The organism is Leuconostoc mesenteroides subsp. mesenteroides, from assembly GCA_009676745.1.
Classification (GTDB): domain Bacteria; phylum Bacillota; class Bacilli; order Lactobacillales; family Lactobacillaceae; genus Leuconostoc; species Leuconostoc koreense.
The window spans coordinates 639,811-662,500 of sequence record CP046062.1 but is presented as its reverse complement, the minus strand read 5'-3'; the positions used below and the strand labels follow the sequence as shown (position 1 = coordinate 662,500).

General features: G+C 39.3%; 17 protein-coding genes and 1 rRNA gene (1 of these 18 cut by a window edge). 6 read left to right on the top strand and 12 right to left on the bottom strand.

The genetic code is table 11. From position 1 onward, the window contains the following. The 4 genes from GJV51_03245 to GJV51_03230 form a co-directional block, all read right to left on the bottom strand. Positions 1-1,470, bottom strand: a 16S ribosomal RNA gene (locus GJV51_03245); it reaches 87 nt to the left of the window's first position. A 506-nt stretch (positions 1,471-1,976) separates the two neighbouring features. After that, positions 1,977-3,383, bottom strand: a complete 1,407-nt coding sequence (locus GJV51_03240) for a cysteine--tRNA ligase (protein QGM25040.1) — start codon at positions 3,381-3,383, stop codon at positions 1,977-1,979. Positions 3,384-3,524: 141 nt separating this feature from the next. Further along, on the bottom strand, positions 3,525-5,021 hold the full coding sequence (locus GJV51_03235) for a glutamate--tRNA ligase (protein ID QGM25039.1): 1,497 nt from the start codon (positions 5,019-5,021) through the stop codon (positions 3,525-3,527). A 98-nt stretch (positions 5,022-5,119) separates the two neighbouring features. Beyond that, a complete protein-coding gene (locus GJV51_03230; protein ID QGM25038.1) occupies positions 5,120-5,707 on the bottom strand; it encodes a TetR family transcriptional regulator in 588 nt (195 codons plus the stop codon). A 134-nt stretch (positions 5,708-5,841) separates the two neighbouring features. Between GJV51_03230 and GJV51_03225 the strand changes: the two genes are divergently transcribed. After that, entirely contained in the window at positions 5,842-7,071 is a 1,230-nt protein-coding gene (locus GJV51_03225) for an ABC transporter (GenBank protein QGM25037.1), read from the top strand. 53 nt (positions 7,072-7,124) lie between these two features. On the opposite strand, the gene GJV51_03220 is transcribed toward GJV51_03225, so the two are convergent. The 3 genes from GJV51_03220 to GJV51_03210 are packed head-to-tail and all read right to left on the bottom strand — an operon-like array spanning position 7,125 to position 9,460. Further along, positions 7,125-7,499: a hypothetical protein gene (locus GJV51_03220; protein ID QGM25036.1), complete on the bottom strand. Its 375-nt coding sequence runs from the start codon at positions 7,497-7,499 to the stop codon at positions 7,125-7,127. A 2-nt stretch (positions 7,500-7,501) separates the two neighbouring features. After that, the gene (radA, locus tag GJV51_03215) at positions 7,502-8,872 is read right to left on the bottom strand and encodes a DNA repair protein RadA (GenBank protein ID QGM25035.1); all 1,371 of its coding nucleotides are present in this window, start codon (positions 8,870-8,872) and stop codon (positions 7,502-7,504) included. 48 nt (positions 8,873-8,920) lie between these two features. Continuing rightward, on the bottom strand, positions 8,921-9,460 hold the full coding sequence (locus GJV51_03210) for a deoxyuridine 5'-triphosphate nucleotidohydrolase (GenBank protein QGM25034.1): 540 nt from the start codon (positions 9,458-9,460) through the stop codon (positions 8,921-8,923). Positions 9,461-9,690: 230 nt separating this feature from the next. Here GJV51_03210 and GJV51_03205 point away from each other — a divergent pair, with 230 nt between their 5' ends. From GJV51_03205 to GJV51_03195, 3 genes are all read left to right on the top strand, one after another. Beyond that, positions 9,691-9,972, top strand: a complete 282-nt coding sequence (locus GJV51_03205) for a GNAT family N-acetyltransferase (GenBank protein ID QGM25033.1) — start codon at positions 9,691-9,693, stop codon at positions 9,970-9,972. Beyond that, a complete protein-coding gene (gene rpiA, locus GJV51_03200; protein ID QGM25032.1) occupies positions 9,969-10,655 on the top strand; it encodes a ribose-5-phosphate isomerase RpiA in 687 nt (228 codons plus the stop codon). Before GJV51_03205 ends, rpiA begins: the two co-directional genes overlap by 4 nt. A gap of 117 nt (positions 10,656-10,772) precedes the next feature. Further along, the gene (locus tag GJV51_03195) at positions 10,773-12,203 is read left to right on the top strand and encodes an aspartate ammonia-lyase (GenBank protein QGM25031.1); all 1,431 of its coding nucleotides are present in this window, start codon (positions 10,773-10,775) and stop codon (positions 12,201-12,203) included. Positions 12,204-12,234: 31 nt separating this feature from the next. Here the strand turns inward: GJV51_03195 and GJV51_03190 are convergent, their stop codons facing one another. The 4 genes from GJV51_03190 to GJV51_03175 form a co-directional block, all read right to left on the bottom strand. Continuing rightward, positions 12,235-13,173, bottom strand: a complete 939-nt coding sequence (locus GJV51_03190) for a DUF1810 family protein (protein ID QGM25030.1) — start codon at positions 13,171-13,173, stop codon at positions 12,235-12,237. Between the two features lie 11 nt (positions 13,174-13,184). Next, on the bottom strand, positions 13,185-14,177 hold the full coding sequence (locus GJV51_03185) for a nucleoid-associated protein (protein QGM25029.1): 993 nt from the start codon (positions 14,175-14,177) through the stop codon (positions 13,185-13,187). Between the two features lie 106 nt (positions 14,178-14,283). Beyond that, positions 14,284-16,446 (bottom strand): AAA domain-containing protein, encoded by a 2,163-nt coding sequence (locus GJV51_03180; GenBank protein QGM25028.1) that lies wholly within the window; start codon positions 16,444-16,446, stop codon positions 14,284-14,286. A gap of 56 nt (positions 16,447-16,502) precedes the next feature. Continuing rightward, on the bottom strand, positions 16,503-16,727 hold the full coding sequence (locus tag GJV51_03175) for a transcriptional regulator (GenBank protein ID QGM25027.1): 225 nt from the start codon (positions 16,725-16,727) through the stop codon (positions 16,503-16,505). A gap of 274 nt (positions 16,728-17,001) precedes the next feature. Between GJV51_03175 and GJV51_03170 the strand changes: the two genes are divergently transcribed. Continuing rightward, positions 17,002-18,165 carry a DUF998 domain-containing protein gene (locus GJV51_03170; GenBank protein QGM25026.1) on the top strand — a complete coding sequence of 388 codons (1,164 nt, stop codon included), beginning with the start codon at positions 17,002-17,004 and terminating at the stop codon, positions 18,163-18,165. A gap of 71 nt (positions 18,166-18,236) precedes the next feature. Beyond that, on the top strand, positions 18,237-19,727 hold the full coding sequence (gene rlmD, locus GJV51_03165) for a 23S rRNA (uracil(1939)-C(5))-methyltransferase RlmD (GenBank protein QGM25025.1): 1,491 nt from the start codon (positions 18,237-18,239) through the stop codon (positions 19,725-19,727). Between the two features lie 32 nt (positions 19,728-19,759). On the opposite strand, the gene adhE is transcribed toward rlmD, so the two are convergent. Next, the gene (adhE, locus tag GJV51_03160; GenBank protein QGM25024.1) at positions 19,760-22,462 is read right to left on the bottom strand and encodes a bifunctional acetaldehyde-CoA/alcohol dehydrogenase; all 2,703 of its coding nucleotides are present in this window, start codon (positions 22,460-22,462) and stop codon (positions 19,760-19,762) included. Positions 22,463-22,690: the final 228 nt, after the last annotated feature.

Sequence of the window (22,690 nt, the reverse complement as noted above, 5' to 3'; positions counted from 1 at the left end):
GCTCCTTCCCGAAGGTTAGGCCACCGGCTTTGGGCATTACAAACTCCCATGGTGTGACGGGCGGTGTGTACAAGACCCGGGAACGTATTCACCGCGGCGTGCTGATCCGCGATTACTAGCGATTCCGACTTCATGTAGTCGAGTTGCAGACTACAATCCGAACTGAGACGTACTTTAAGAGATTAGCTCACCCTCGCGGGCTGGCAACTCGTTGTATACGCCATTGTAGCACGTGTGTAGCCCAGGTCATAAGGGGCATGATGATCTGACGTCGTCCCCGCCTTCCTCCGGTTTGTCACCGGCAGTCTCGCTAGAGTGCCCATCTGAATGCTGGCAACTAACAATAAGGGTTGCGCTCGTTGCGGGACTTAACCCAACATCTCACGACACGAGCTGACGACGACCATGCACCACCTGTCACTTTGTCTCCGAAGAGAACACTTTTATCTCTAAAAGCTTCAAAGGATGTCAAGACCTGGTAAGGTTCTTCGCGTTGCTTCGAATTAAACCACATGCTCCACCGCTTGTGCGGGTCCCCGTCAATTCCTTTGAGTTTCAACCTTGCGGTCGTACTCCCCAGGCGGAACACTTAATGCGTTAGCTTCGGCACTAAGAGGCGGAAACCTCCTAACACCTAGTGTTCATCGTTTACGGTGTGGACTACCAGGGTATCTAATCCTGTTTGCTACCCACACTTTCGAGCCTCAACGTCAGTTGCAGTCCAGTAAGCCGCCTTCGCCACTGGTGTTCTTCCATATATCTACGCATTCCACCGCTACACATGGAGTTCCACTTACCTCTACTGCACTCAAGTTAACCAGTTTCCAATGCAATTCCGGAGTTGAGCTCCGGGCTTTCACATCAGACTTAATAAACCGTCTGCGCTCGCTTTACGCCCAATAAATCCGGATAACGCTCGGGACATACGTATTACCGCGGCTGCTGGCACGTATTTAGCCGTCCCTTTCTGGTATGGTACCGTCAAACTAAAATCATTTCCTATTCTAGCTGTTCTTCCCATACAACAGTGCTTTACGACCCGAAAGCCTTCATCACACACGCGGCGTTGCTCCATCAGGCTTTCGCCCATTGTGGAAGATTCCCTACTGCAGCCTCCCGTAGGAGTTTGGGCCGTGTCTCAGTCCCAATGTGGCCGATCAGTCTCTCAACTCGGCTATGCATCATCGTCTTGGTAGGCCTTTACCCCACCAACTAACTAATGCACCGCGGATCCATCTCTAGGTGACGCCGAAGCGCCTTTTAACTTTGTATCATGCGACACTAAGTTTTATTCGGTATTAGCATCTGTTTCCAAATGTTATCCCCAGCCTTGAGGCAGGTTGTCCACGTGTTACTCACCCGTTCGCCACTCACTTGAAAGGTGCAAGCACCTTTCGCTGTGCGTTCGACTTGCATGTATTAGGCACGCCGCCAGCGTTCATCCTGAGCCAGGATCAAACTCTCAATTTGAAAATTTGAAGATTGCTCTTCGATTAAACTGACTATTTTTCGCTATATCTCTATAACGTAATCCGTTTATTGTTTGTTACGAATTGACTTCGCAAATTTGTTTTTGTTACTTTACGTAACAGCTACAGATTCGTTTGTTCAAAGTTTTGTTCAGTTTTCAATGTGCTACTTGTTGTCGCTGAGACAACTATATTATCTTATCACGCTCTTTTCGATTTGTCAACTACTTCTTTTCGTCGCTTCCTCTCTCTTTTCGCGCTCGTTCCTTCCCTACGCCTCAACCTTTTCGTTGCTTCGCTCCGTCGGAACATATACTAATATACCAACTTTATCCCTTTCAGTCAACTACTTTCTTTACTTCTTTTTTACGTTCGTTTTTTACCCTTTTTATCTCGTTTCCTTTTGCTTACATTCGCTTTAATCGCACTTTTCTTGTCCCTTGACTCCTTTTTGTTCTTTTTATCTTTACGTAATAAATAAAAAGCTATCAGTAAGCTGATAGCTTTTTATTTATGCCAACGTTGTCCTTGCGGTGTATCTTCTACAAATATACCTATCTCTTTTAACTGATTACGCAATAAGTCTGATTTTTCAAAATCACGTGATTTACGAGCTAGTACACGTTTATCTAATAAATCACGTTGCTTTGCTGTAAGCTCTTCATTCCTATCCAATCCGTCAATACCAAATACAGATAGTAAATCAGAGATTGTTCCTAATAAACGCTGAACAGTATTAGCTTTTACTGTATTGCGCTCAGTGTAGGTATTCCCTATACCAACAAGTTCAAAAATAGCTGCTAGCGCATTGGGTGTATTAAAGTCATCATCCATCGCCTGGTCAAACGCTTTCTTTTGTACTTCAATCAATATCTCAATATCTTCATCCCCACCAGGTTTCGATGTTTTCGCTCGGAATATCAAATTCCTATAAGCTGTACGGATACGCTCTAATTCTAAACGTGCTTGTTCTAAAGTGCTTGCCTCATAGTTAATTGGGCGCCGATACTGTGTTGTGGTCAGCAAGTATCGAATGACCATTGGATCGTCATAAGTCGCTAACATGTCATGTAGCGTTGTAAAATTATCGAGAGATTTTGACATTTTTTCATTATTAACATTAACAAATCCATTATGCATCCAATAGTTCACAAACTTTTGTCCCGTTCTAGCCTCTGACTGCGCGATTTCGTTTGTGTGATGCGGAAATGCTAAATCAATACCGCCACCATGGATATCAATTGTATTCGACAAATACTTTTGCGCCATAACTGAACACTCTATGTGCCAGCCCGGACGACCATTTCCCCAGGGAGACGACCATGAAATAACACCTTCTCGCGGTTCATTTTTCCAAACGGCAAAATCAATTGGATCCTCTTTGCGGATAGTCTCCTCATCATTCAAGCGACCAGCAGCATTGGCTTCCATTTCCGCTAAATCTTGGTGAGCCAAAATACCATACCCTTTGAATTTCTTAGCACGGAAGTAAACATCCCCTTCAGACTCATAAGCATAGCCTTTATCAATAAGATCTTTTACAAACTCGATAATTTCTGGGATAACTTCTGTTGCACGTGAACGCACCGTGGCAGGTTTAATATTTAATGGTAGCGTATCTTCATCAAAAGCATCCGCATACTTGTTGGCAACCTCTCGTTCAGAAATACCCTCTTCTTGCGCACGATTAATAATCTTGTCATCCACATCAGTAAAATTAGAAACATAATTGACTTCATAACCACGATATTCAAAATAACGACGTATCGTATCAAAAGCAATGGCTGAGCGAGCATTTCCAATATGAATATAGTTATATACTGTAGGTCCACAAACATACATGTTTATTTTGCCAGCAGTAATTGGCTTAAAAACTTCTTTTTCATGTGATAACGTATTGTAGACGTAGATCATGGTTTGCTCCCTTTATAATAGAAAAATTATTATTACTTAATATTATACATGAGCTGTAAACATTTTTGCATTATTCCTCAGTACGAATGGATACTCAAAATCATAATAAAAAACGCCGAGCATTCCTCGACGTTTAGATACCTATGCTAAATATTTTTCTTTCACATCGCGCATTGTCTTCAGAACAGTGTTCTTATCCAACAATGTCAACATTTCTGGTAAATTAGGCCCTTGGACTTCGTGAGTAGTCATAATACGAATAGGATTCCATAGGTTACGGCCTTTTATTTCTAAGTCGTTTTGAATCGCACGAATTGTACTCATATAGTCGTCCGGAGTTGCATCAGTTGGCAAGGATTCATATGCTGATTCCCACGCAGTTGCCACTTTACGGCCATCTTCTGAAGTCAGGTATTCAACCATTTCATCTGTTATATCGCCCAACTCAAAGAAAGGTTTACGAACTAGCTCAACAATTTGACGCGTATATGATATACCATCAACGCCAGCGACTTTAATAACTTCTGACAACCAGTTTTTCTTATCGGTAGCATCATCTGCAGATATCAAATGAGCGTTGATAAGCTCTTGAATAAGTTGTGGCATAACTGCATCCGTATCACGACGCATCCACTGGTTGTTGACCCATTCTAACTTCTTTTGATCGAACTTAGCATTCGCTTTGCTCAAACGTTTTTCATCAAACATTTCTTTGAATTCTGACAAACTAAAGATTTCATCTTCGCCCTTTGGTGACCAGCCCAATAAACCAATAAAATTAACCATAGCTTGTGGTTGGTAGCCTAATTCCTTATATTGTTCAACGAACTGCAAGAGATTTTCATCACGTTTAGACAACTTCTTACCAGTTTCTCCATTGATAATCAAAGCCATATGCCCAAACTCTGGCACATCCCATCCCAAAGCTTCATAAATCATGATTTGCTTTGGTGTATTTGAGACATGATCGTCTCCACGCAGCACGTGGGAAATCTTCATCAAGTGGTCATCCACAACAACTGCAAAATTATAAGTTGGCATACCATCAGCTTTTTGAATAACCCAATCGCCACCAACTTCTTTAGCACCAATTTCGATATGCCCTTTAACAATGTCATCCCAAGCATATACTTTCTCTTCTGGTACACGGAAACGCACTACCGGCTTTAATCCTTGTGCTTCAAATTCAGCATATTTGGCTTCACGCTCTTCGTTAGTCAAACCTTCATATTCATAAACATAATGTGGTGCCTGCTTAGCTGCTTGTTGTGCTTCGCGTTCAGAGGCAAGCTGCTCTGAAGTTTTATAAGACTTGTACGCTTGCCCACTAGCTAATAGTGCATCAATAAATTCTTGATAAATACCCTGTTCATTACGTTCTGACTGGCGATAGGGTCCATAAACGCCTGGTTTGTCTGGACTCTCATCCCAGTCTAAACCTAGCCAAGCTAAATTTTCAAGTTGTGATTTTTCGCCATCAGCAATATTACGTGCTGAGTCAGTATCCTCAATACGAATAACAAATGTACCATTATAGTGGCGTGCAAATAACCAGTTAAAAATAGCTGTGCGTGCATTCCCTATATGCAAATGTCCCGTTGGTGACGGTGCATAGCGAACACGTATATCTTCTGTCATGAATCAATAATCTCCTATGTATGGTATTTAGTACCGTTTTGTCTAGCTACTAGTATACAACACTCATGATACTAATTTCCAATCACGCAATCGCATTTTTAAGGACGTAAGCTTTTTGCAAAAAAACGAATTTGCTTTTCATAAAAGTCCTCTGGATTAGTGATTAACTCAGGATTGTCATAGCGGATAGTAGTCAAAAAATAACCGAAATTCAACCATATTACATTCATAGTAGCCGCTTCCACATCTACCGACTGTTTTATCTTATTTTGGGTCTGCATCTCTGTGAAATACTGCAGTAAGATTTTTCTGAATCGAATTGGTATTTCTTCGACCGCATGGCTCACTTTTGGCATTCGAAAAGATTCTTGAAGGCCTATCAAAACAACTTCTTGATGTTTCTCTTGAAACTCTTGATATGTTCTTGACATATTGATTAAATCAGTTTCCATATCACCAGTCACACTCAGTGCATCATCAAAAATAGCGGCTAAATCATTGAGATGACGATCAATCACAGCTGACAATAACCCCTCTTTATCTTTAAATTTTCTAAAAATCGTACTAGGATTGACATTCGCTTTTTCAGCAATTTTGTTGATGGTCGCAGATTGATAACCAACTTCTATCAACAATGTGATGAATGCATTTAAAATTAAATCGTATTTTGATGGTTGTTTGGACATGTTTCGTACCTCTTCTTTAGTTATATTATCATATTCTCTTTTGAAAGACAGATTAATTCTGTTATGCATGCAACTACTTGCATGCATAACAAATAAGTGCTACGCTATTGTCAGCAAAAGAAAAGGAGTTCCACATGGGGTTCAAAAAATTTATCGTCAGCAAAGGTGTTATCGGAGCGCTCATTATTGTACTATTTTATGGCTTATTGATGGTTGGCATTTATTTTTCAGGGTATAAAGTTGTGCCCAGCAAAATAAACCAATTACCAGTTGCCATTGTCAACCAAGATAAGGACAGCACGACATTAAAAAAACAACTAAAAAAAAGCTTGCCATTTAAACACGTCAAGACTGATTTGAATATAAAGCAAGCTAAAAATCAATTGAATAATCGTGGAATTTATTTGATCATTGATATTCCAAAAGATTTCAATGCCAATCTTAAAAAAATAGATGGTCAATCTAAAGGTGAACTTAAGTTTTACATCAACTATGCCAATCCTATGACATCAGTTTCATCCATGGAAGCTGTTGCCAAATCAGTCGGTAATCGTGTTCAAAAAAGTGTTTTATTGCAGCAGAGCAAAGGGATTCTAACAGCCATTGAATTGTCACAATTAGAATCAGAGACAAAATCATTAATTACAGCTAATCCAACACAAAAAGATGCTATTTTACAAAAAGCTGAACAAACAAAAAGCACTACTACATCAAAAATCAATCAAACTTATGCAAACGTTGCTAATTCATACGATTACAGCATTGTAAAAATGAATAAAGCACCTTCTGGTATGCAACATAGCATGGCTCCGTTCTTCATGTCACTAGCTTTTTATATTGGTTCCATGATTGGCGCTATGTTAATTGTTGTTGCATACAAGTCATTCTCACCATTAATAGGTCGCTGGAAAGCATACACTTATACTGAAATCGCTATTATCTTAATTTCAATGATAGCACCACTGTTAATTGTTGCACTAAGCAAAAGTATGCTTCATTTTGATAGTAATACCTATTGGCAACTGTGGGTTAACCATTCTATTGAGTTATTTGCATCATTGAATGTCAATCTAATCTTCTCACTGATTTTTGGACAACTTGGTATTATGATCAATATGCCTTTCATGTTGACTCAAGTCGTTTCAGGTGCTGGCCTCATTCCACGTCCAATTCTGCCTGATTTTTTCAAGTTTATAAGTAACATTTCTCCTTGTTTCTACTCAATACGCGCAGATTACAACATCTTATATGGCGGCAATAGTACATGTACCCTTTGGTTACAGCTTATCACTATTGGTATTGTAGCTATTATGATTCACCTAGTTATTGTGACTTTCCAAAAAAAGCGAACACCGCTGGCATAACCTTCACAATAAAAAAGGCCTTTTCTAAGAAGGCCTTTTTTATACTTAATTATTTAAAAATGTTTTCCTAAATGTCTTTTGGTTTGGTCACTGGTACGTATTTTATCGCGAGCGTAGTAATGCCCATTTTCATCAACTTGTTTTAAAAGTCGCCAAAGTAGCTGCCCCCATTCCCAAGATAACCAGCCAAACAGCCCCGTAACCAACACCGAAAACAGTACTAAAATCATTATTATCCATTCCAGTTGTTCAAAGAAGATTCCTGTCAAAAAGAACATGACCGCTGTTCCGATGAGAAAAAGCAGAGATAATGTACAAAATACCATTATCCCGATGAAAAAACGTACACTACATGCTTTTCCTTTCTCAACATGCTCATATAGGGCACTATTGATTGCAGCCACCCCTGTTAAGAAATGTTCTGACATGATTATTCTCCTAAGGCAATTTTAAGTGTCTCACTTAACGTTGTTACGCCAATGACTTGAAGTCCTTGAGGCAACTCGATGCCATTTAAATTATTTTTAGGAACAATAGCACGCTTAAATCCCAATTTTTTAGCTTCTTTTAAACGTCCCTCAATGTCTGCCACACTACGAACTTCACCAGTTAGACCAATTTCACCAACGAAGACATCACTAGGTCTTGATTCTTTATCATGGTACGAACTAGCCAGAGCAACAGCAATCGCTAAATCAATTGCTGGCTCATCAAGCTTAACGCCACCTGCTGCCTTTAAATAGGCATCTTGATTTTGTAATAATAAATTAGCGCGTTTTTCTAATACAGCCATAATCAATGATACACGATTCCTATCGAGTCCTGCTGCTGTACGTTGCGCGTTACCAAATACAGTCGGTGTTACCAAGGCCTGTAATTCAACCAAAATAGGTCGTGATCCTTCTAACGCGACCACAATTGCTGACCCAGTGGCACCAGATAAACGTTCTTCTAAGAAAATCTCAGAGGGATTGGCTACCTCTATCAAACCACCATTACGCATTTCAAAAATACCTAATTCATTCGTTGCGCCAAACCGGTTTTTAACCGCACGCAAAATGCGGTACTTATAATTGCTATCTCCTTCAAAGTACAATACTGTATCAACCATGTGTTCCAGAATTTTTGGCCCCGCTATGGCACCGTCCTTAGTCACATGCCCTACTATAAATATAGAAATATTATTCGTCTTAGCAATTTGCAGCAGGTCGGCTGTCACTTCTCGAATTTGCGATACAGAACCAACCGCAGACGAGACATCAGGTTCTTGCATGGTTTGTACCGAGTCAATAACAACAAAATTGGGTTGTAATTCCTCAATCTGCTTTTTCACGGCCGTCATATCCGTTTCTGGATATAAATAAAACTCATCGTGCCCAACGCCCAAGCGATCAGCACGGAGTTTTACTTGAGTGGCAGACTCTTCACCAGTCACGTATAGCACCCGTCCTTCTTGAGCAAGTTGTCCAGATACTTGAAGTAGTAATGTTGACTTGCCAATACCAGGATCACCACCAATCAATACCATGGAACCGGGGACAACACCACCACCTAAAACTCGGTTTAATTCTTTCAACTTAGTTGCTACACGCGGTGTCTCTTCAGACGTAATCTCGTTTATTTTTTCGACTTTAGCATTGCGTCCATCGAGACTTACGCGACTTTTACGGTCATTTGATTCTGGTTGGATTTTTTCTTCAACAAGCGTGCCCCACTCACCACAATTTGAGCAGCGCCCCAAATACCGCGCAGACACAAAACCGCAGTTGGAACATATAAATTGTGTTTTTACTTTAGCGATATCTCAGTCCTTCCATATTAATTCGTTCTAACATCATCGTAAAAGTTATTATTGCCCTGTTGAACCAAAACCACCCTTACGATCTGATTTTTCTATATTCTCATCACCGTCAGCTATCAAGTATGGCAGGAAAATACCTTGTCCAATACGTTCCCCTTTTTTAATGTGCACATCTTTCAAACCAAAATTGATAAATTGGAAGAAAATTTCTCCCTCATTGCTTTCATTATTATAATAATCAGCATCTACAATACCAACCGCATTAGGCATCATTATCCGCTTTTTAATAGGTCCACTTGACCGTGAAACTAGTTGCAAATATTCTCCCTCCCCCATGTAAGCTTTTATACCTGTTGGAACAAGCACCGGTTTGAGCATATCTTGCAAGTCTGCATTATCATGTAGCTTTGAAATCTTTCCAAGCGATAGAATATTAAGTCCTTTTAAAAAATTATTACTTAAAACGCTAGGAATAGTGATATCCGCTGCTGCTTCAAAATCATATCCTGCCGCTTGTTGTGTGCTGCGCTTTGGTACGGTAATGTTTTCGTCAGCATATTTGCTAACAATCTCAAATCCACGTGTCATAATAAGTACACCTCTTCATAAATAGTTTATCCCCTATTATACGATATATTATCCTCATTTAAAAAATATAGGTTAAATTATAAAATGTTAGATGGATTAAAAATGATCAGAACAAGTAACACAGACAAGCACAAATTATGTTAGTATCGTAGATAAATAGTAAATTTTCACGCACTCAATTAAATACCGCTAATCATTATGCTGTTATAATAAAATGAGAGGGAATTATTATGGAATTTCAACACGAAAATGGTCGTTATTTCTTGGAAAAAAACGGCAAAGTTATTGCTCAGATTACTTATACAGTAATCAATAATGGGCAAACCTATTCAATTAATTCAACCGTAGTAGATCCATCTCTACGTGGGCAAGGTATTGCCAAAAAATTGCTAGACACAATTGTTGACGATGCGCGTGCTAAAAATATGACAATAAAGCCCGTCTGCCCTTATGTAAAAGAAGCATTTTTACGTTACCCCGACATTTATCAGGAGATTGAGTACAAATCATGAGTTCATCACAGGATTTACAAAAAATTATTGCCGGTCGCCGCGCAGCCGAATTCGTTCAAGATGATATGGTGGTGGGCATTGGCTCAGGATCAACAATTGCTCAAGTCATTACCGCTTTAGGTGAACGTGTAGCCAATGAGAATTTAAAAATCGTCGGCGTCCCTACTTCTGAAAAAACAAGACGCAATGCAGCAAAACTTGGGATCCCGATGTACAACGTTGATGATGTCGATAAAATCGATTTAACAATTGATGGTGCTGACCAAATTTCGGATGATTTCTCAGCCATTAAAGGTGGCGGTGCAGCGCTTTTATGGGAAAAAATCGTTGCGTTTAACTCTCGCGAGAATATCTGGGTCGTAGACAGCAGCAAACGTGTACCCAAACTAAATCAATATTTACCAGTTGAAATTATTCCATATGGATCTGACCAATTATTCAAACGCTTTACTGCAGATGGGTTCCACCCTACTTGGCGCTTAGATCAAAATGGCAACCCCGTACGTACAGATTCAGCAAATTATCTCATTGATCTACATGTTCCCGTTATCGAAAATCCACGTGAATTGGGTCAGGAATTAATTAATATGGTCGGTGTGGTAGAACACGGCCTGTTTACTGATATTGTTAACCGTGTAATCATTGGTAGTGACGATGGCGTTGACATTATTGAAGCACCTTAACGGGTGTTTTTTTCTATACCCAGAAAGAGAAATATGGTGTCATAAAACTTAACAAATAAGATTGGTATAGTTATTTTTTACGGTAAAATATTCTCATAACCTGTAAGGAGAAGCAATATGCGCACAGAATCAGATTCACTCGGTCAAATCAACGTACCCAAAGATGTCTACTATGGGGCACACACACAACGTGCGCTAAATAACTTTCCAATTTCAAAAGAAACAACTCATCAAGAAATCATCCGCGCCTTTTTAGAAATTAAGCAAGCTGCGGCACAAACCAATGCTACATCTGGTAATCTAGATCGAGCTGTCGCTAAACATATTGTTGATGCAACAAAAGTTTTGTTACGTCAGCCAATCGATTGTACAATGTTTCCAATTAGTGACATTCAAGGTGGGGCTGGCACAAGCACCAATATGAACGTCAATGAAGTTGTTGCGAATACAGCTCTTGAGCAGATCGGCCGTTCACGTGGTGAATATGGCTATGTTAATCCAAATGACCACGTGAATATGGGTCAGAGTACCAATGATACTTATCCTAGCGCAGGAAAAATTGCTCTTATCCGACTACTCGAACCACTTTTTTCAGAATTAACATTATTGGTAGACGCTCTTGGAAACAAAGCCGACGAATTTTCGACAACTTACAAAATGGGTCGTACACAACTACAAGATGCTGTACCTATGACTTTAGGAAATACTTTCCATGCTTGGTTAAAACCACTTCGTCGAGATTTTAAACGTATTGAAGCCGCACGTAATGAACTCTATACATTAAATCTGGGTGGATCAGCTATTGGCTCCGGTATTAACGTAAGTTACCATTATCAAGTACACATCGTTCCTAACTTAGCTAGTATAACTGGGCTTCCACTTAAGCAAGCCCATGATTTATTTGATGCAACATCAAACTTAGATTCCTATGTTGCTCTGTCTGGTTCATTAAAAAATTTAGCAGTTAATCTATCTAAAATGTCTAATGATTTACGCTTACTCAGTTCTGGACCACGCTCAGGGTTACATGAAATTAACCTACCTTCAAAACAAGCAGGGTCGTCCATCATGCCTGGTAAGGTTAATCCAGTTATTCCAGAAGTTGTCAATCAAGTTGCCTTTGAAATGATTGGTTTTGATACCACTGTTACAGTAGCAAGCGAAGCTGGCCAATTAGAACTAAATGCATTTGAACCTATCATTTTCAAAAGCTTAATCACTGGTATTGAACATCTCCAACAAGCCATGAATACATTACGTATCAATACCATCGACGGTATTACAGTAAATAAACATCGCTTGTCACAAGATATTGATTTATCAGTGAGTTTCGCCACTGCGATGGCACCGATTATCGGTTACAAAGAAGCCGCTAAAATTGCTAAAGAATCTCTGCGTACTGGAAAATCTTTGCGTGAAATCGCCGAAAAGAAGAATAGATTTACTGAAAGTGAATTGGCACATATTTTCAAGGTTGAGGATATCGTTATTAATGCTCGAACACCAGAACATGGTCTAGTATTACACGCACCAAAAACAACAGTATAAACAAATAAAAAAGACGACCAAATCGTCTTTTTTATTTGTTTAACAAGTTTAACGTTGGTTGATGTAAGTCGCCATTGAAATATTTCAATAATACTTGCTGATACAAATCAGGTGTTTCTGCAACTTGTGCAAACAACGTCAAACTTGCATGAAGTTTTTCAGCATCAACTTTTCCAAATATAGCAACTGGGTCTGACGATTCAATAGCCAATACAAGTTTTAAAATTTTCTCCAAGCGAGTCCGCAATTCATCGTCTGCTAGGTACTCAACAGCCTCTTTGGCATTTTTGATACCGTAATACATCGCACGTTCACTTGCCCCTAACCCACGTAGTTGTGGTAATACAAACCACATCCAGTGTGTTCTTTTTTGACCGGCAGTCAATTCATTAACCGCATCCCCGTATGTATTCACATCAGCAATGCGACCATCCTGTGCATCCAAGAAACGCTGCAGTTCACTATTAATGGTTAACAATTGAATTTGTCTCGCTTTTTGGAATTGACGATACACCTGATACACCGCTCGACCGGAAAAAGTTAAGTGCACATGATCAATTGTTTGCGGCGTCATCCATTTTTTTCCGTCAATCTCTGTATGGTCTATCTTATCTAACTCTTCTGACCATTTTTTCAGTAAAAACACATTTGTGTAGAGCTTAACCCGGTCACCATTAGGATACTGCGTACGATAGTTTTCTCCTGAAACAGAACCAATCAATTTTAGATCTTTGGCATTCGCACGAATGCCGGATTCTTCCAAGGCTTCTCGTGCTGCATTTTCTTGCCATGACATTTCTGGCTCAATATAACCGCCCGGAAAAGCCCAACCATCAAAATCACGGTTATAAATCATCAAAAGTTCACCGTTTGAGTTGGTAATGACCACATCTATCGTCGGCATCACAAGCTCAAAATCATGACCTATTTTTTCGCGTATTTTAGCAACATAAGAATCTTGATACGGCATTATTTTCTCCTTTATACATTGAACTTATTCAATATTGATGCAATATCTTTAATCATTAAAGTGATTGTCCCATCATCATTGTTGACAAATTCAACTTTACTCAAATCCTGGTAAACATGAACAGGAATCGAAATTTCAATACCAGAATCAAGTTTAAATTTTTGTGTTCGATACTTTTTCTCATATTTCTCGGAATTAACAACCGAAACTTCGGTTGGCAAAGACTTTTCTGTCATCTTTTCTTGATATTCTTGTTTAGCTGTGATGTTGTCACCAAACACCTTTTCGGCAATGACATCCGTGCTAATGCTACCTGTCTCTGCTAAACTATTGTAAATCACTTCCTGTGTTGCAGCTAGCACCTCATGTTCTGGCTCATCATATTTTTCAGCAATATTCTTAATTGTACGCTTAATCACTTGAATATTTTCTTTTGCTGAAACCTCAGGTTTGATTTCCAAAAAATTTTCTGAAAAATACGGCACACGATGTCCGTCAATCAGTTGTTTCTTTTCCAACAATTGATAGCTACCATCTTCAACATTTACCAAAATGGCTTCATCAACTGTTTGCGTTGCCGCCGGTAAAATTGACTGATTAAGCACCAAGTTGTTCACCATCTGGTCGTCTTCGTACTCTACTGCGTGAGCATAACGAGCACCAAAGTTGAGTTTGATTAATCCAAAAATTGGCCCCTCATCCATTGTGGCCCGAAAACTTAACAAATCACCGGCTGGAATAGACTCACTAGCAGCAATCGTATCAAATAATTTAGCGGCCATTTGTGTTGTCGATTCTGAAAAATTTGATTGCTTAATCATTTGATCCAGATAACTATCTGGCAATAAATGTCCTGTCTTGATGTCACCTTTATAGATTTTATGAACTAGCTTTTCAATATATTCATGAACGCCGACATTGTCGACATTCATTTCTCCTTGCGATGCAATGAGACTACCTGTATTTGTATCCAGTATATGGAGAATTGCATGTTGAATAATCATGTGAACATCCTTTAATTTAATGAAACCATTATACCATGCGCAATAAGTTGTTTATCTAGAGCAACATAAAAACCACACTCATCTATGTGAATGTGGTTTTTCAAACTTAGTTAGTAACAGCGCTTTTTTCAACAATAGCTGAAATAACCACTTTGCCATCAACTAAATCTGCGCTCAAGGCTTTTTCACCTGGATTATCTAAGTAGAAGTCCGTTACTTGATCACGAATTTGTTGCTCGATTACTCGGCGTAATGGTCGTGCCCCTAGAGCTTCATCATAACCATCTTCAATCAAGTGATTTTTAACTTCGTCAGACACCTGCAAAGTTAACTCTTTCTTAGCCAATGTCTTATTGACGTCATCTAACATCAAATCAACAATTTGCTTCAAATCATCCTTAGTCAACGTACTAAATTCGATCACCCCATTAAAACGATTCAAGAACTCTGGACGGAAGTATGGTGCCAATTTAGCCATTAAATCCTGATCTGCATCACTTGAGTTATGTCCAAATCCGGCGTTAGATGTTGCAATAATGACCGTGTTTTTAAAGTTAACAACATTTCCTTGACCATCTGTTAAGCGACCATCATCCATGACTTGTAGTAACAATGTTAGCACTTGTGGATTGGCCTTTTCAATTTCATCAAGTAACACAATTGAGTAAGGGTTACGACGAACTTTTTCGGTTAATGTATTGCTGTTGTCGTCATAGCCAACATACCCAGCCGTTGTACCGATTAACTTAGATACCGCTGTCAAATCCGAATATTCACTCATATCCAAACGAACAATACTTTCTTTGCTACCAAACATGTCCAAAGCTAGTTGCTTTGCTAACTCCGTCTTACCAACACCAGTTGGACCGACGAACAAGAACGAACCAATTGGTCGGTTCCCCTCATCAAATCCCGCACGATTACGACGAATAGCTTTAGCGACCATGCTTACAGCCTCATCTTGACCAATAACTTTACCTGCTAGACGATCCCCGATTGTCTTCAAACGTTCAATGTCTGACGCTCCCATTTGTGCCACGGGGATGCCGGTCAAACGTTCCACTGATTCGGCCACATCATTGGGTGTTGCCTCAACCTTTTTAGCTTCTTCCGCATTACCAATTCTCTTTTCTAAATCAGCAATTTGGTTTTTATACTTCAAAGCGGCTTCATAGTCCTCATCAGCAACAGCCTGTTCTTGTTTTTCCTTAATATCAGTCATTTGCTTTTCTAAACTAACTTTATCCGTCACTGGATTTTTAGCTGACAGGTGAGCAGCTGTCATATCAAGCAAATCTATTGCTTTATCTGGTAACGAGCGTTGTGGGATATATTGTACCGCATAATCAACTGCTGCTTTCAACACGTTTTCAGGCAATGAAACGTTGTGATGCTTTTCATACAACTTTGCGATACCTTTCAAAATTTCAAGCGTATCCTTAGGTGATGGTGCATTCACAGTCACTTCATTAAAACGTCGAGCTAACGCAGCATTTTTCATAATCGTGTTACGGTACTCATCTTGTGTTGTTGCACCAATGACTGAAATTTCGCCACGACTCAAAGCCGGCTTGATAATATCAGCTAGCCCTTTACCACCGTCTTCGCCACCGGTTGATCCAGCACCAAGAATTTGATGAATTTCGTCAAAGAACAGGATAACATTACCAGCTTGTTTCACTTCTTTCATCAAGTTCTGAATGTTTTCCTCAAAGGCACCTCGGAACTGAGTACCAGCCTCAAGGCTAGAAATATCAATGCTATAGATTTCTTTATCTTTAATTGCCGCAGGTACATCCCCATTGACAATTGCTTGTGCCAGACCTTCAACAACCGCTGTCTTACCAACACCAGCATCTCCAACTAGCACAGGATTATTCTTTGTACGACGTCCCAAAATTTCAGCTGTCTCTTGAATTTCTTTGTTACGCCCGATAACTGGATCTAGTAGTCCATCACGGGCTTCTTGTGTTAGATTGCGACCAAGCTTGGCTAGCATTCCTTCTTGTTTAACTTGTCCAGGTTGCTGCATCTGTTGCATTGGTTGTTGTCCATTAGCAATTTGACCATTCTGAACACTTTGCGCGCCTTGTGGCAATCGACCTGTTTGTCGATACTGTGCGAATTCTTCCGGCGTCACCTCACGACCATTAATCAAATAGCGACGATTCTCAGAATTAACACCATTCATATTGCCCATCATGTTATTAAAAATATCATTCATATCTGATCCAAATGGATCGTTATTAAAAAAATTATTGTTAGCCATAGTCTAAAATCTCCTTTTAGTTTTCTATGTGCTTGTGCTTACCCCAAGCACGTTTATCATTCATCAAAATAAAGTTTTTCTAATTCTCGCAACACTTCCCACATTTGTTTATGCTGAACCTTAGCCAGTGCATCTAAATCACGCATATTTAAGCTCGTGGCATCTGATTGTGTTTTGTTAAACGATTTGTGTATCGTTGTATATCCATAACCAGATTCCTTTGCTACGCGGTAAATTGTTAGTGAATTATCATCTAAGTAAGCCTTTATATCAAATCTCATTACTAATCGCCATCCTATTCAGTCTGACCTCGCACGCGATTGTGTACAAAGTCGTTAATAAAGTTTCTGCGTTTAATCATCTATCCACATCTCCTTTAATTCAAGAGGTCTCTAAAATACATCTTATTATTTTCTTTGTTTCTCTCTACATTTATATTATACCACATATTTGGTATAACACAAATGTGATATAAAGAGATAAAATATTAAAAATCCCTTGTTCTGCCAATCTCCTTTTATGAACATGCTAAACTAGAACATATTGGAGATAACTATGTCAAAAAAACCTTATCAACTTACGTTACCTGAGGAGATTGTTAGCGAGCTGCATTTAAAACACAATCAACCACTAAATCTCACACTTAGAAACGGACAATTGATCATACAGCAATCAAATAATCTCAATGAGCGTCAAACATTGTCGTTACGGCATTTTCTAATTCCTTCTATATTGATGGGCATTATTTTCACAGTTTATGCAGTGAATCAAAAAATATTTCGTATTCCTTTGGGCGGTGACAACTCTATCGCTAGTGCCGTCATTATGTTAAGTGAAATCAGCGGTGTTTTCATGTTTCTTTTAACATACTTTCAGCAACAACGACAGCAAACTGATAAACTACGGCGTAAAACTAGTTGGCGCGTTTTGCCAGCGTTAACTGTAGCTTTCGCTATTATTTTAGCTTTTGTAACATCCGGATTCTTTTGGGCAATTAATTACTTATTTCAAACCGCATCGTTTGATTTATTCACGTCAATTGTGCTATTTATCATGTTTAACGGGATCATTAACTTTTTAATGATTTATTCAGCTTTATCCATCTCAACATTATTTATTACGTCAATTTTTGTCATGACTATTATTGGCGGTGTACTAACAGCGATGGTGACAAACAGCTCGCGTATGTGGTGGCAATATAACCTAAGTTTTTTAGGAACTGATGATGCGCTGGCATCTTGGCAGTTTAATGCAACTTTAATTCTTGCTGGATTAATTTGGTTGGCATTAGTAGATTATCTATTTGTTCCGCTACAAAAAATTTTGCGCCATAATCGACGGCTTATTGCATTACGTATATTGCTAAACTTATCGGCTTTGTCATTAGCCGGTGTTGGTCTGTTTCCAAATAACGCTGGACGGCTTCATCTATTGCATGACCAAATGGCTAATTTTTTAATCTACTTTATTTTAATTATGATGTTGGGCAATCGTTGGTTACTACCAAATGCACCTCGTGAATTTGAAGCAACATCCTATATCATTTGTGCAATCCTTGTAACCAGCATGGTTCTATTTCAATGGGTTGGTTATCTATCTCTAACAACGTTCGAAATTATTGCCTTTGTATTGGCTTTAAGTTGGATATTACTACTATTTCAAAACATCTATCGACTCTATTACCATACTTATCAAACATTCGTAGTTCCTGTCTCCTGACTTTTTATGCTATCATGTTATGATGGCTACATAATAATGAACCTTGGGCATTGCAATGCAGAAAGATGAATATGACAGAACAAAACAAGCGGCCTTATCAAAAAAGTCGCAACAATAACAGTAAAAAAACATATTATGGTAAAAAATTTGATCCGCGTAAATCTGGCGCACCAAGAGGCAACACAAGTGACGGTGTCAACGTACGTATTGGTCAAAACTTCCCATTAACAATCAAACGTCTCGGTATTAATGGTGAAGGAATAGGCTACTTTAAACGTAAGATTGTATTTGTACCCGGTGCTTTACCTAATGAAGTGGCTGTTGTAAAGGTTACTGAAGTAGAACCAAAATATATCGCCGCTAAAGTTTTGAAGATACGTGAAAAATCTCCAGACAGAGTGAAACCGCTTGATGAATTCGCAGATAGCGTTGGTGGATTTGAATTAGAACATATGAACTATCCAGCACAATTACGCTTCAAAAAAGATGTACTTGTGCAGTCGCTTGAAAAATTCCAGCCTAAAGGTTGGTCGGACTATGACATACGAGAAACCATAGGCATGGAAAATCCTTACGAATACCGCAACAAGGCACAGTTCCCAGTCCGAAAAATTGGTGATGAATTAAGCGTAGGTATGTATAAGCGTGGTAGTCATGAATTAGTTGATTTACCAGTTGTACACACACAAACACCTGCTACAATGAAGGTTATGCGTACTGTTCGTGAGCTGCTCGATAAACTGTCTGTTTCAATATATAATGAAGATAAAAATCGTGGCACGGTGAAAACTATTGTTGCTCGTGTATCTCATACAACTGGCGAGGTTCAACTCACATTTGTCACAAATACAGATGGTTTCCCAGGTGATACCGCCTTAATAGAAGCAATCAACAAGGCTCTGCCAGAAGTCACTGGCATTTTCCAGAACTATAACCCCGGTCGTACTAGCTTAATTTGGGGTGAAGAGACGCTCAAACTTTGGGGTAAGGACTACATTGAAGAAACAATTCTTGGAAAAACTTTTCAACTATCACCTCGTGCTTTCATGCAATTAAACCATACGCAAATGTCTGTAGTCTACAATCAAGCATTGTCAGCACTTGATTTGACACATGCCGATAAGCTCGTTGACGCTTATGCTGGTGTTGGAACAATTGGTCTGTCCTTAGCTGACAAAGCCGGTGAAGTTCGTGGTATGGAAATTATTCCCGAAGCAGTTGATGATGCGAACCACAATGCCGCACTAAATCATATCAATAATGCTAAATATGAAGTTGGCACAGCTGAAAAACTTTTCCCTAAATGGCAAGCGCAAGGCTGGGTAGCCGACGCTCTTGTTGTAGATCCACCACGTACTGGATTAGATACTGCATTACGTCGTGAAATTTTGCGGACACAGCCCGAAAAATTTGTTTATATTTCATGTAATGCATCTACTTTAGCTCGTGATTTGGTTGATTTATCAAAAGCTTATCAAGTTGACTACATTCAAAGTATTGATATGTTCCCTCAAACTGCCCGTTGGGAAGGCGTTGTTAAATTAACAAAACGTCAAAAATAAAGAGACCTTACACTGAAGTAAGGTCTCTTTTTTTAAAACTGATTTTTCAATAATTGGCGAATTTCTGCTAAGCTTGGTTGGCGAGGATTTCCCGGCGTGCATTGATCATTGTAAACTAAATCAATCATCTTTTCTAACTTTGCATCAAAGTCATGCTTTGAAACACCATTGCCCGATAGTGTTTGATTGACACCAACTGAAGTAGCTAATTTTTTAATTTCTGTAATCAAAGCATCAACTAATTCGGCATCCGTTTTTCCTGACAAACCTAAGTAACGTGCAATATCAGCATAATCTTTTTGTGCTGTATAAGTTTCGTAACGTGGGTATGGTGTACGCTTTACGTTTCCTGTCACCGCATTGAACTTAATCACATGTGGCATTGCAATAGCGATTGCCATACCGTGAGGTAGTCCGAATTCTCCGCCAGTCTTGTGTGCTAATGAATGGTTAAGGCCTAAGAAGGCATTGGCAAATGACATACCAGCTAATGTTGAAGCATAGTGCATCTTTGTGCGAGCATGTTGCCCTTCTTTAGTTGGGTTCTTAGGATCATAATTGTATGAGTTTGTTAAGTTATCAAAAATTAACTTAATAGCTTGCAATGCCCAAGGGCGTGTAAATTCCGAAGCCATGACTGACACATATGATTCCAAAGCATGTGACAAGGCATCTAATCCAGACCATGCTACCGTATGTTGTGGTACGGTCATAACAAATTCTGGATCTACAATTGCAACTTCTGGTGTTAATTCATAATCAGCCAATGGATACTTGACATGTGTTTCGTCATCAGTGATAACAGCAAATGGTGTAACTTCTGATCCAGTACCTGAGGTGGTTGGAATGGCAACCATTTGCGTCAAACGTGCATGGTAGAACTTAACAATTCGCTTACGAATATCCATAAACTTTTGTTGTAGTTCTAAGAATAAATCTTTAATCGCCTCGTCATCTTCTAAAATCCCTTCATGACGTGTTGAATATTCATACAAGAAACGGCCAATCTTACCGGCATCAAGGGCTGAACCACCACCAAGTAAAATCACTGTATCTGGTTTGAAGTCTGCCATTTGGCGGGCAATTTCAACAGCTTGTGACAAAGTTGGATCAGGCTTAACTGAACCATAGATATTTGTTTCAACCTGTTCTTGACGTAACTCAAGTTGTCCTAATACTCTGCTAACAAAACCGAACTGAACCATACCAGGGTCAGCAACAATAAATGCACGGTTTACAGTAGGCAAGTCTTGTAAATAAGTAATGGCGTTAGCTTCATAGTAAACTTCCTTAGGTAGGCGAACCCATTGCGGACGATTACGGCGACGAGCCACGGTCTTAATGTTAAGTAAGTCGTATGTTGATAAGTTATGAGACAATGAATTCTTCCCCCATGATCCGGTACCAAGTGTCAACGATGGACGCATAGCATCTGTATAAATATCTCCAACACCACCGATTGAGTCCGGTTGGTTAACTAAAATACGTGATGCACCAATGGCGTCAGCATACTCTTTAATGAATGGATCATCTTGTGAACCAATTTGAATTGCTGCGTTATGTCCTGCACCTTGGTAGTTTAACAAGGATTGAACAGTCTCAATAGCTTCTTCACGCTTTTCAACTTTATAAATCGACAATAATGGTGACAACTTTTCTGAAGACAATGCTTCACCGATATTCTTCTGATCTAATTCGAACAAAAGTACATCTTTACCATCAGGAATCTTTACGCCAGCTTGCTCAGCAATCCAGCGCCCTGACCTACCTGCAACAGGGCCAGCAATACCAAATCCCTCAGCATTAGGCTTAAAGACATAATCAGCAATTTTCTTGTAGTCTTTCTTAGGAACAAGATATGCTCCTTGTTCTTGTAACTTAGTCAAAACCTCATCATAAATTGGTGCTTGAATAACGGCTGAGTTTTCTGTGGCACAAATCATGCCATTATCGAAACGCTTTGATAGCAACAAATCGGATACTGCACGATCTGTGTCAACCGTTGCATCAATATAAACTGCACCGTTTCCAGCACCGACACCCATGGATGGATTTCCTGACTTCAAAGCTGCGTTAACCATTGATGGTCCACCGGTGGCCAAAATTGAAGCAATGTTTGGATTTTGTATCAGGGCACTTGTGCCATACAGTGAAGGTTTTTCAATCCATTGAATAAAGTTCTCCGGTGCGCCTGCTTTAACGGCAGCATCGTAAACAATTTTTGCAGCAAGAACAGATGATTTTTGCGCCTGGGGATGGAATGCAAAGATAATTGTGTTACGTGTTTTTGCTGTCAACATTGACTTAAAAATAGTTGTTGACGTGGGATTTGTCGTTGGAACTATTCCAGCCAAAATACCAAGTGGGGCTGCTAATTCTACTTTGCCTTGAATCTTATCTTCACTGATAACACCGACAGTCTTATCAAATTTAATCGCGTTATAAACTGATTCTGAAGCGAAGCGGTTTTTCGTATCCTTATCTTCCACAACACCACGTCCAGTCTCATCGTGAGCAGCATGGGCTAACAGAAGCGAATTCTCAGAACCCGCCAAGGCCATGGCTGCCACAATTTTGTCAACTTGTTCTTGCGAAAATGTTGAAAATTCAGACAATGCCTTTTGTGATTTTTCAATCAATACCTCAGTCATCTTCTCAGCTTGTGTTTGTAATTCTGCTTTTTCTTCAGGGGTCAAAACCTTTTTTGCGGGTTTCTTTGCAATTGCTTCTGCCATAATTTTCGCTCCTTTACTTGCTCATTTCTTAACAATATAAGTATATATCATTCTTTTTTAAAAAGCAACCTTTTTCGAATTTGTTTCTAAAACACTTATATAAAAGCTTTTGTTAGCGCTATCAATATAATTTAGCTATTGTAATTTACATCACATTCATTGCGAGTCAACATAAAAAGGCATCTCAATTTATGAAAATTGAGATGCCTTTATGTTGCTAGATATGAT

Bases quoted from the DNA above. Each gene is read 5' to 3' on its own strand.
- GJV51_03210 (QGM25034.1), bottom strand. From the start codon at position 9,460: ATGACACGTGGATTTGAGATTGTTAGCAAATATGCTGACGAAAACATT.
- GJV51_03230 (QGM25038.1), bottom strand. From the start codon at position 5,707: ATGTCCAAACAACCATCAAAATACGATTTAATTTTAAATGCATTCATC.
- GJV51_03180 (QGM25028.1), bottom strand. From the start codon at position 16,446: ATGGCTAACAATAATTTTTTTAATAACGATCCATTTGGATCAGATATG.
- GJV51_03205 (QGM25033.1), top strand. From the start codon at position 9,691: ATGGAATTTCAACACGAAAATGGTCGTTATTTCTTGGAAAAAAACGGC.
- GJV51_03170 (QGM25026.1), top strand. From the start codon at position 17,002: ATGTCAAAAAAACCTTATCAACTTACGTTACCTGAGGAGATTGTTAGC.
- rlmD (QGM25025.1), top strand. From the start codon at position 18,237: ATGACAGAACAAAACAAGCGGCCTTATCAAAAAAGTCGCAACAATAAC.
- adhE (QGM25024.1), bottom strand. From the start codon at position 22,462: ATGGCAGAAGCAATTGCAAAGAAACCCGCAAAAAAGGTTTTGACCCCT.
- GJV51_03220 (QGM25036.1), bottom strand. From the start codon at position 7,499: ATGTCAGAACATTTCTTAACAGGGGTGGCTGCAATCAATAGTGCCCTA.
- GJV51_03185 (QGM25029.1), bottom strand. From the start codon at position 14,177: ATGATTATTCAACATGCAATTCTCCATATACTGGATACAAATACAGGT.
- rpiA (QGM25032.1), top strand. From the start codon at position 9,969: ATGAGTTCATCACAGGATTTACAAAAAATTATTGCCGGTCGCCGCGCA.
- GJV51_03240 (QGM25040.1), bottom strand. From the start codon at position 3,383: ATGATCTACGTCTACAATACGTTATCACATGAAAAAGAAGTTTTTAAG.
- GJV51_03235 (QGM25039.1), bottom strand. From the start codon at position 5,021: ATGACAGAAGATATACGTGTTCGCTATGCACCGTCACCAACGGGACAT.
- GJV51_03175 (QGM25027.1), bottom strand. From the start codon at position 16,727: ATGAGATTTGATATAAAGGCTTACTTAGATGATAATTCACTAACAATT.
- GJV51_03225 (QGM25037.1), top strand. From the start codon at position 5,842: ATGGGGTTCAAAAAATTTATCGTCAGCAAAGGTGTTATCGGAGCGCTC.
- GJV51_03195 (QGM25031.1), top strand. From the start codon at position 10,773: ATGCGCACAGAATCAGATTCACTCGGTCAAATCAACGTACCCAAAGAT.
- GJV51_03190 (QGM25030.1), bottom strand. From the start codon at position 13,173: ATGCCGTATCAAGATTCTTATGTTGCTAAAATACGCGAAAAAATAGGT.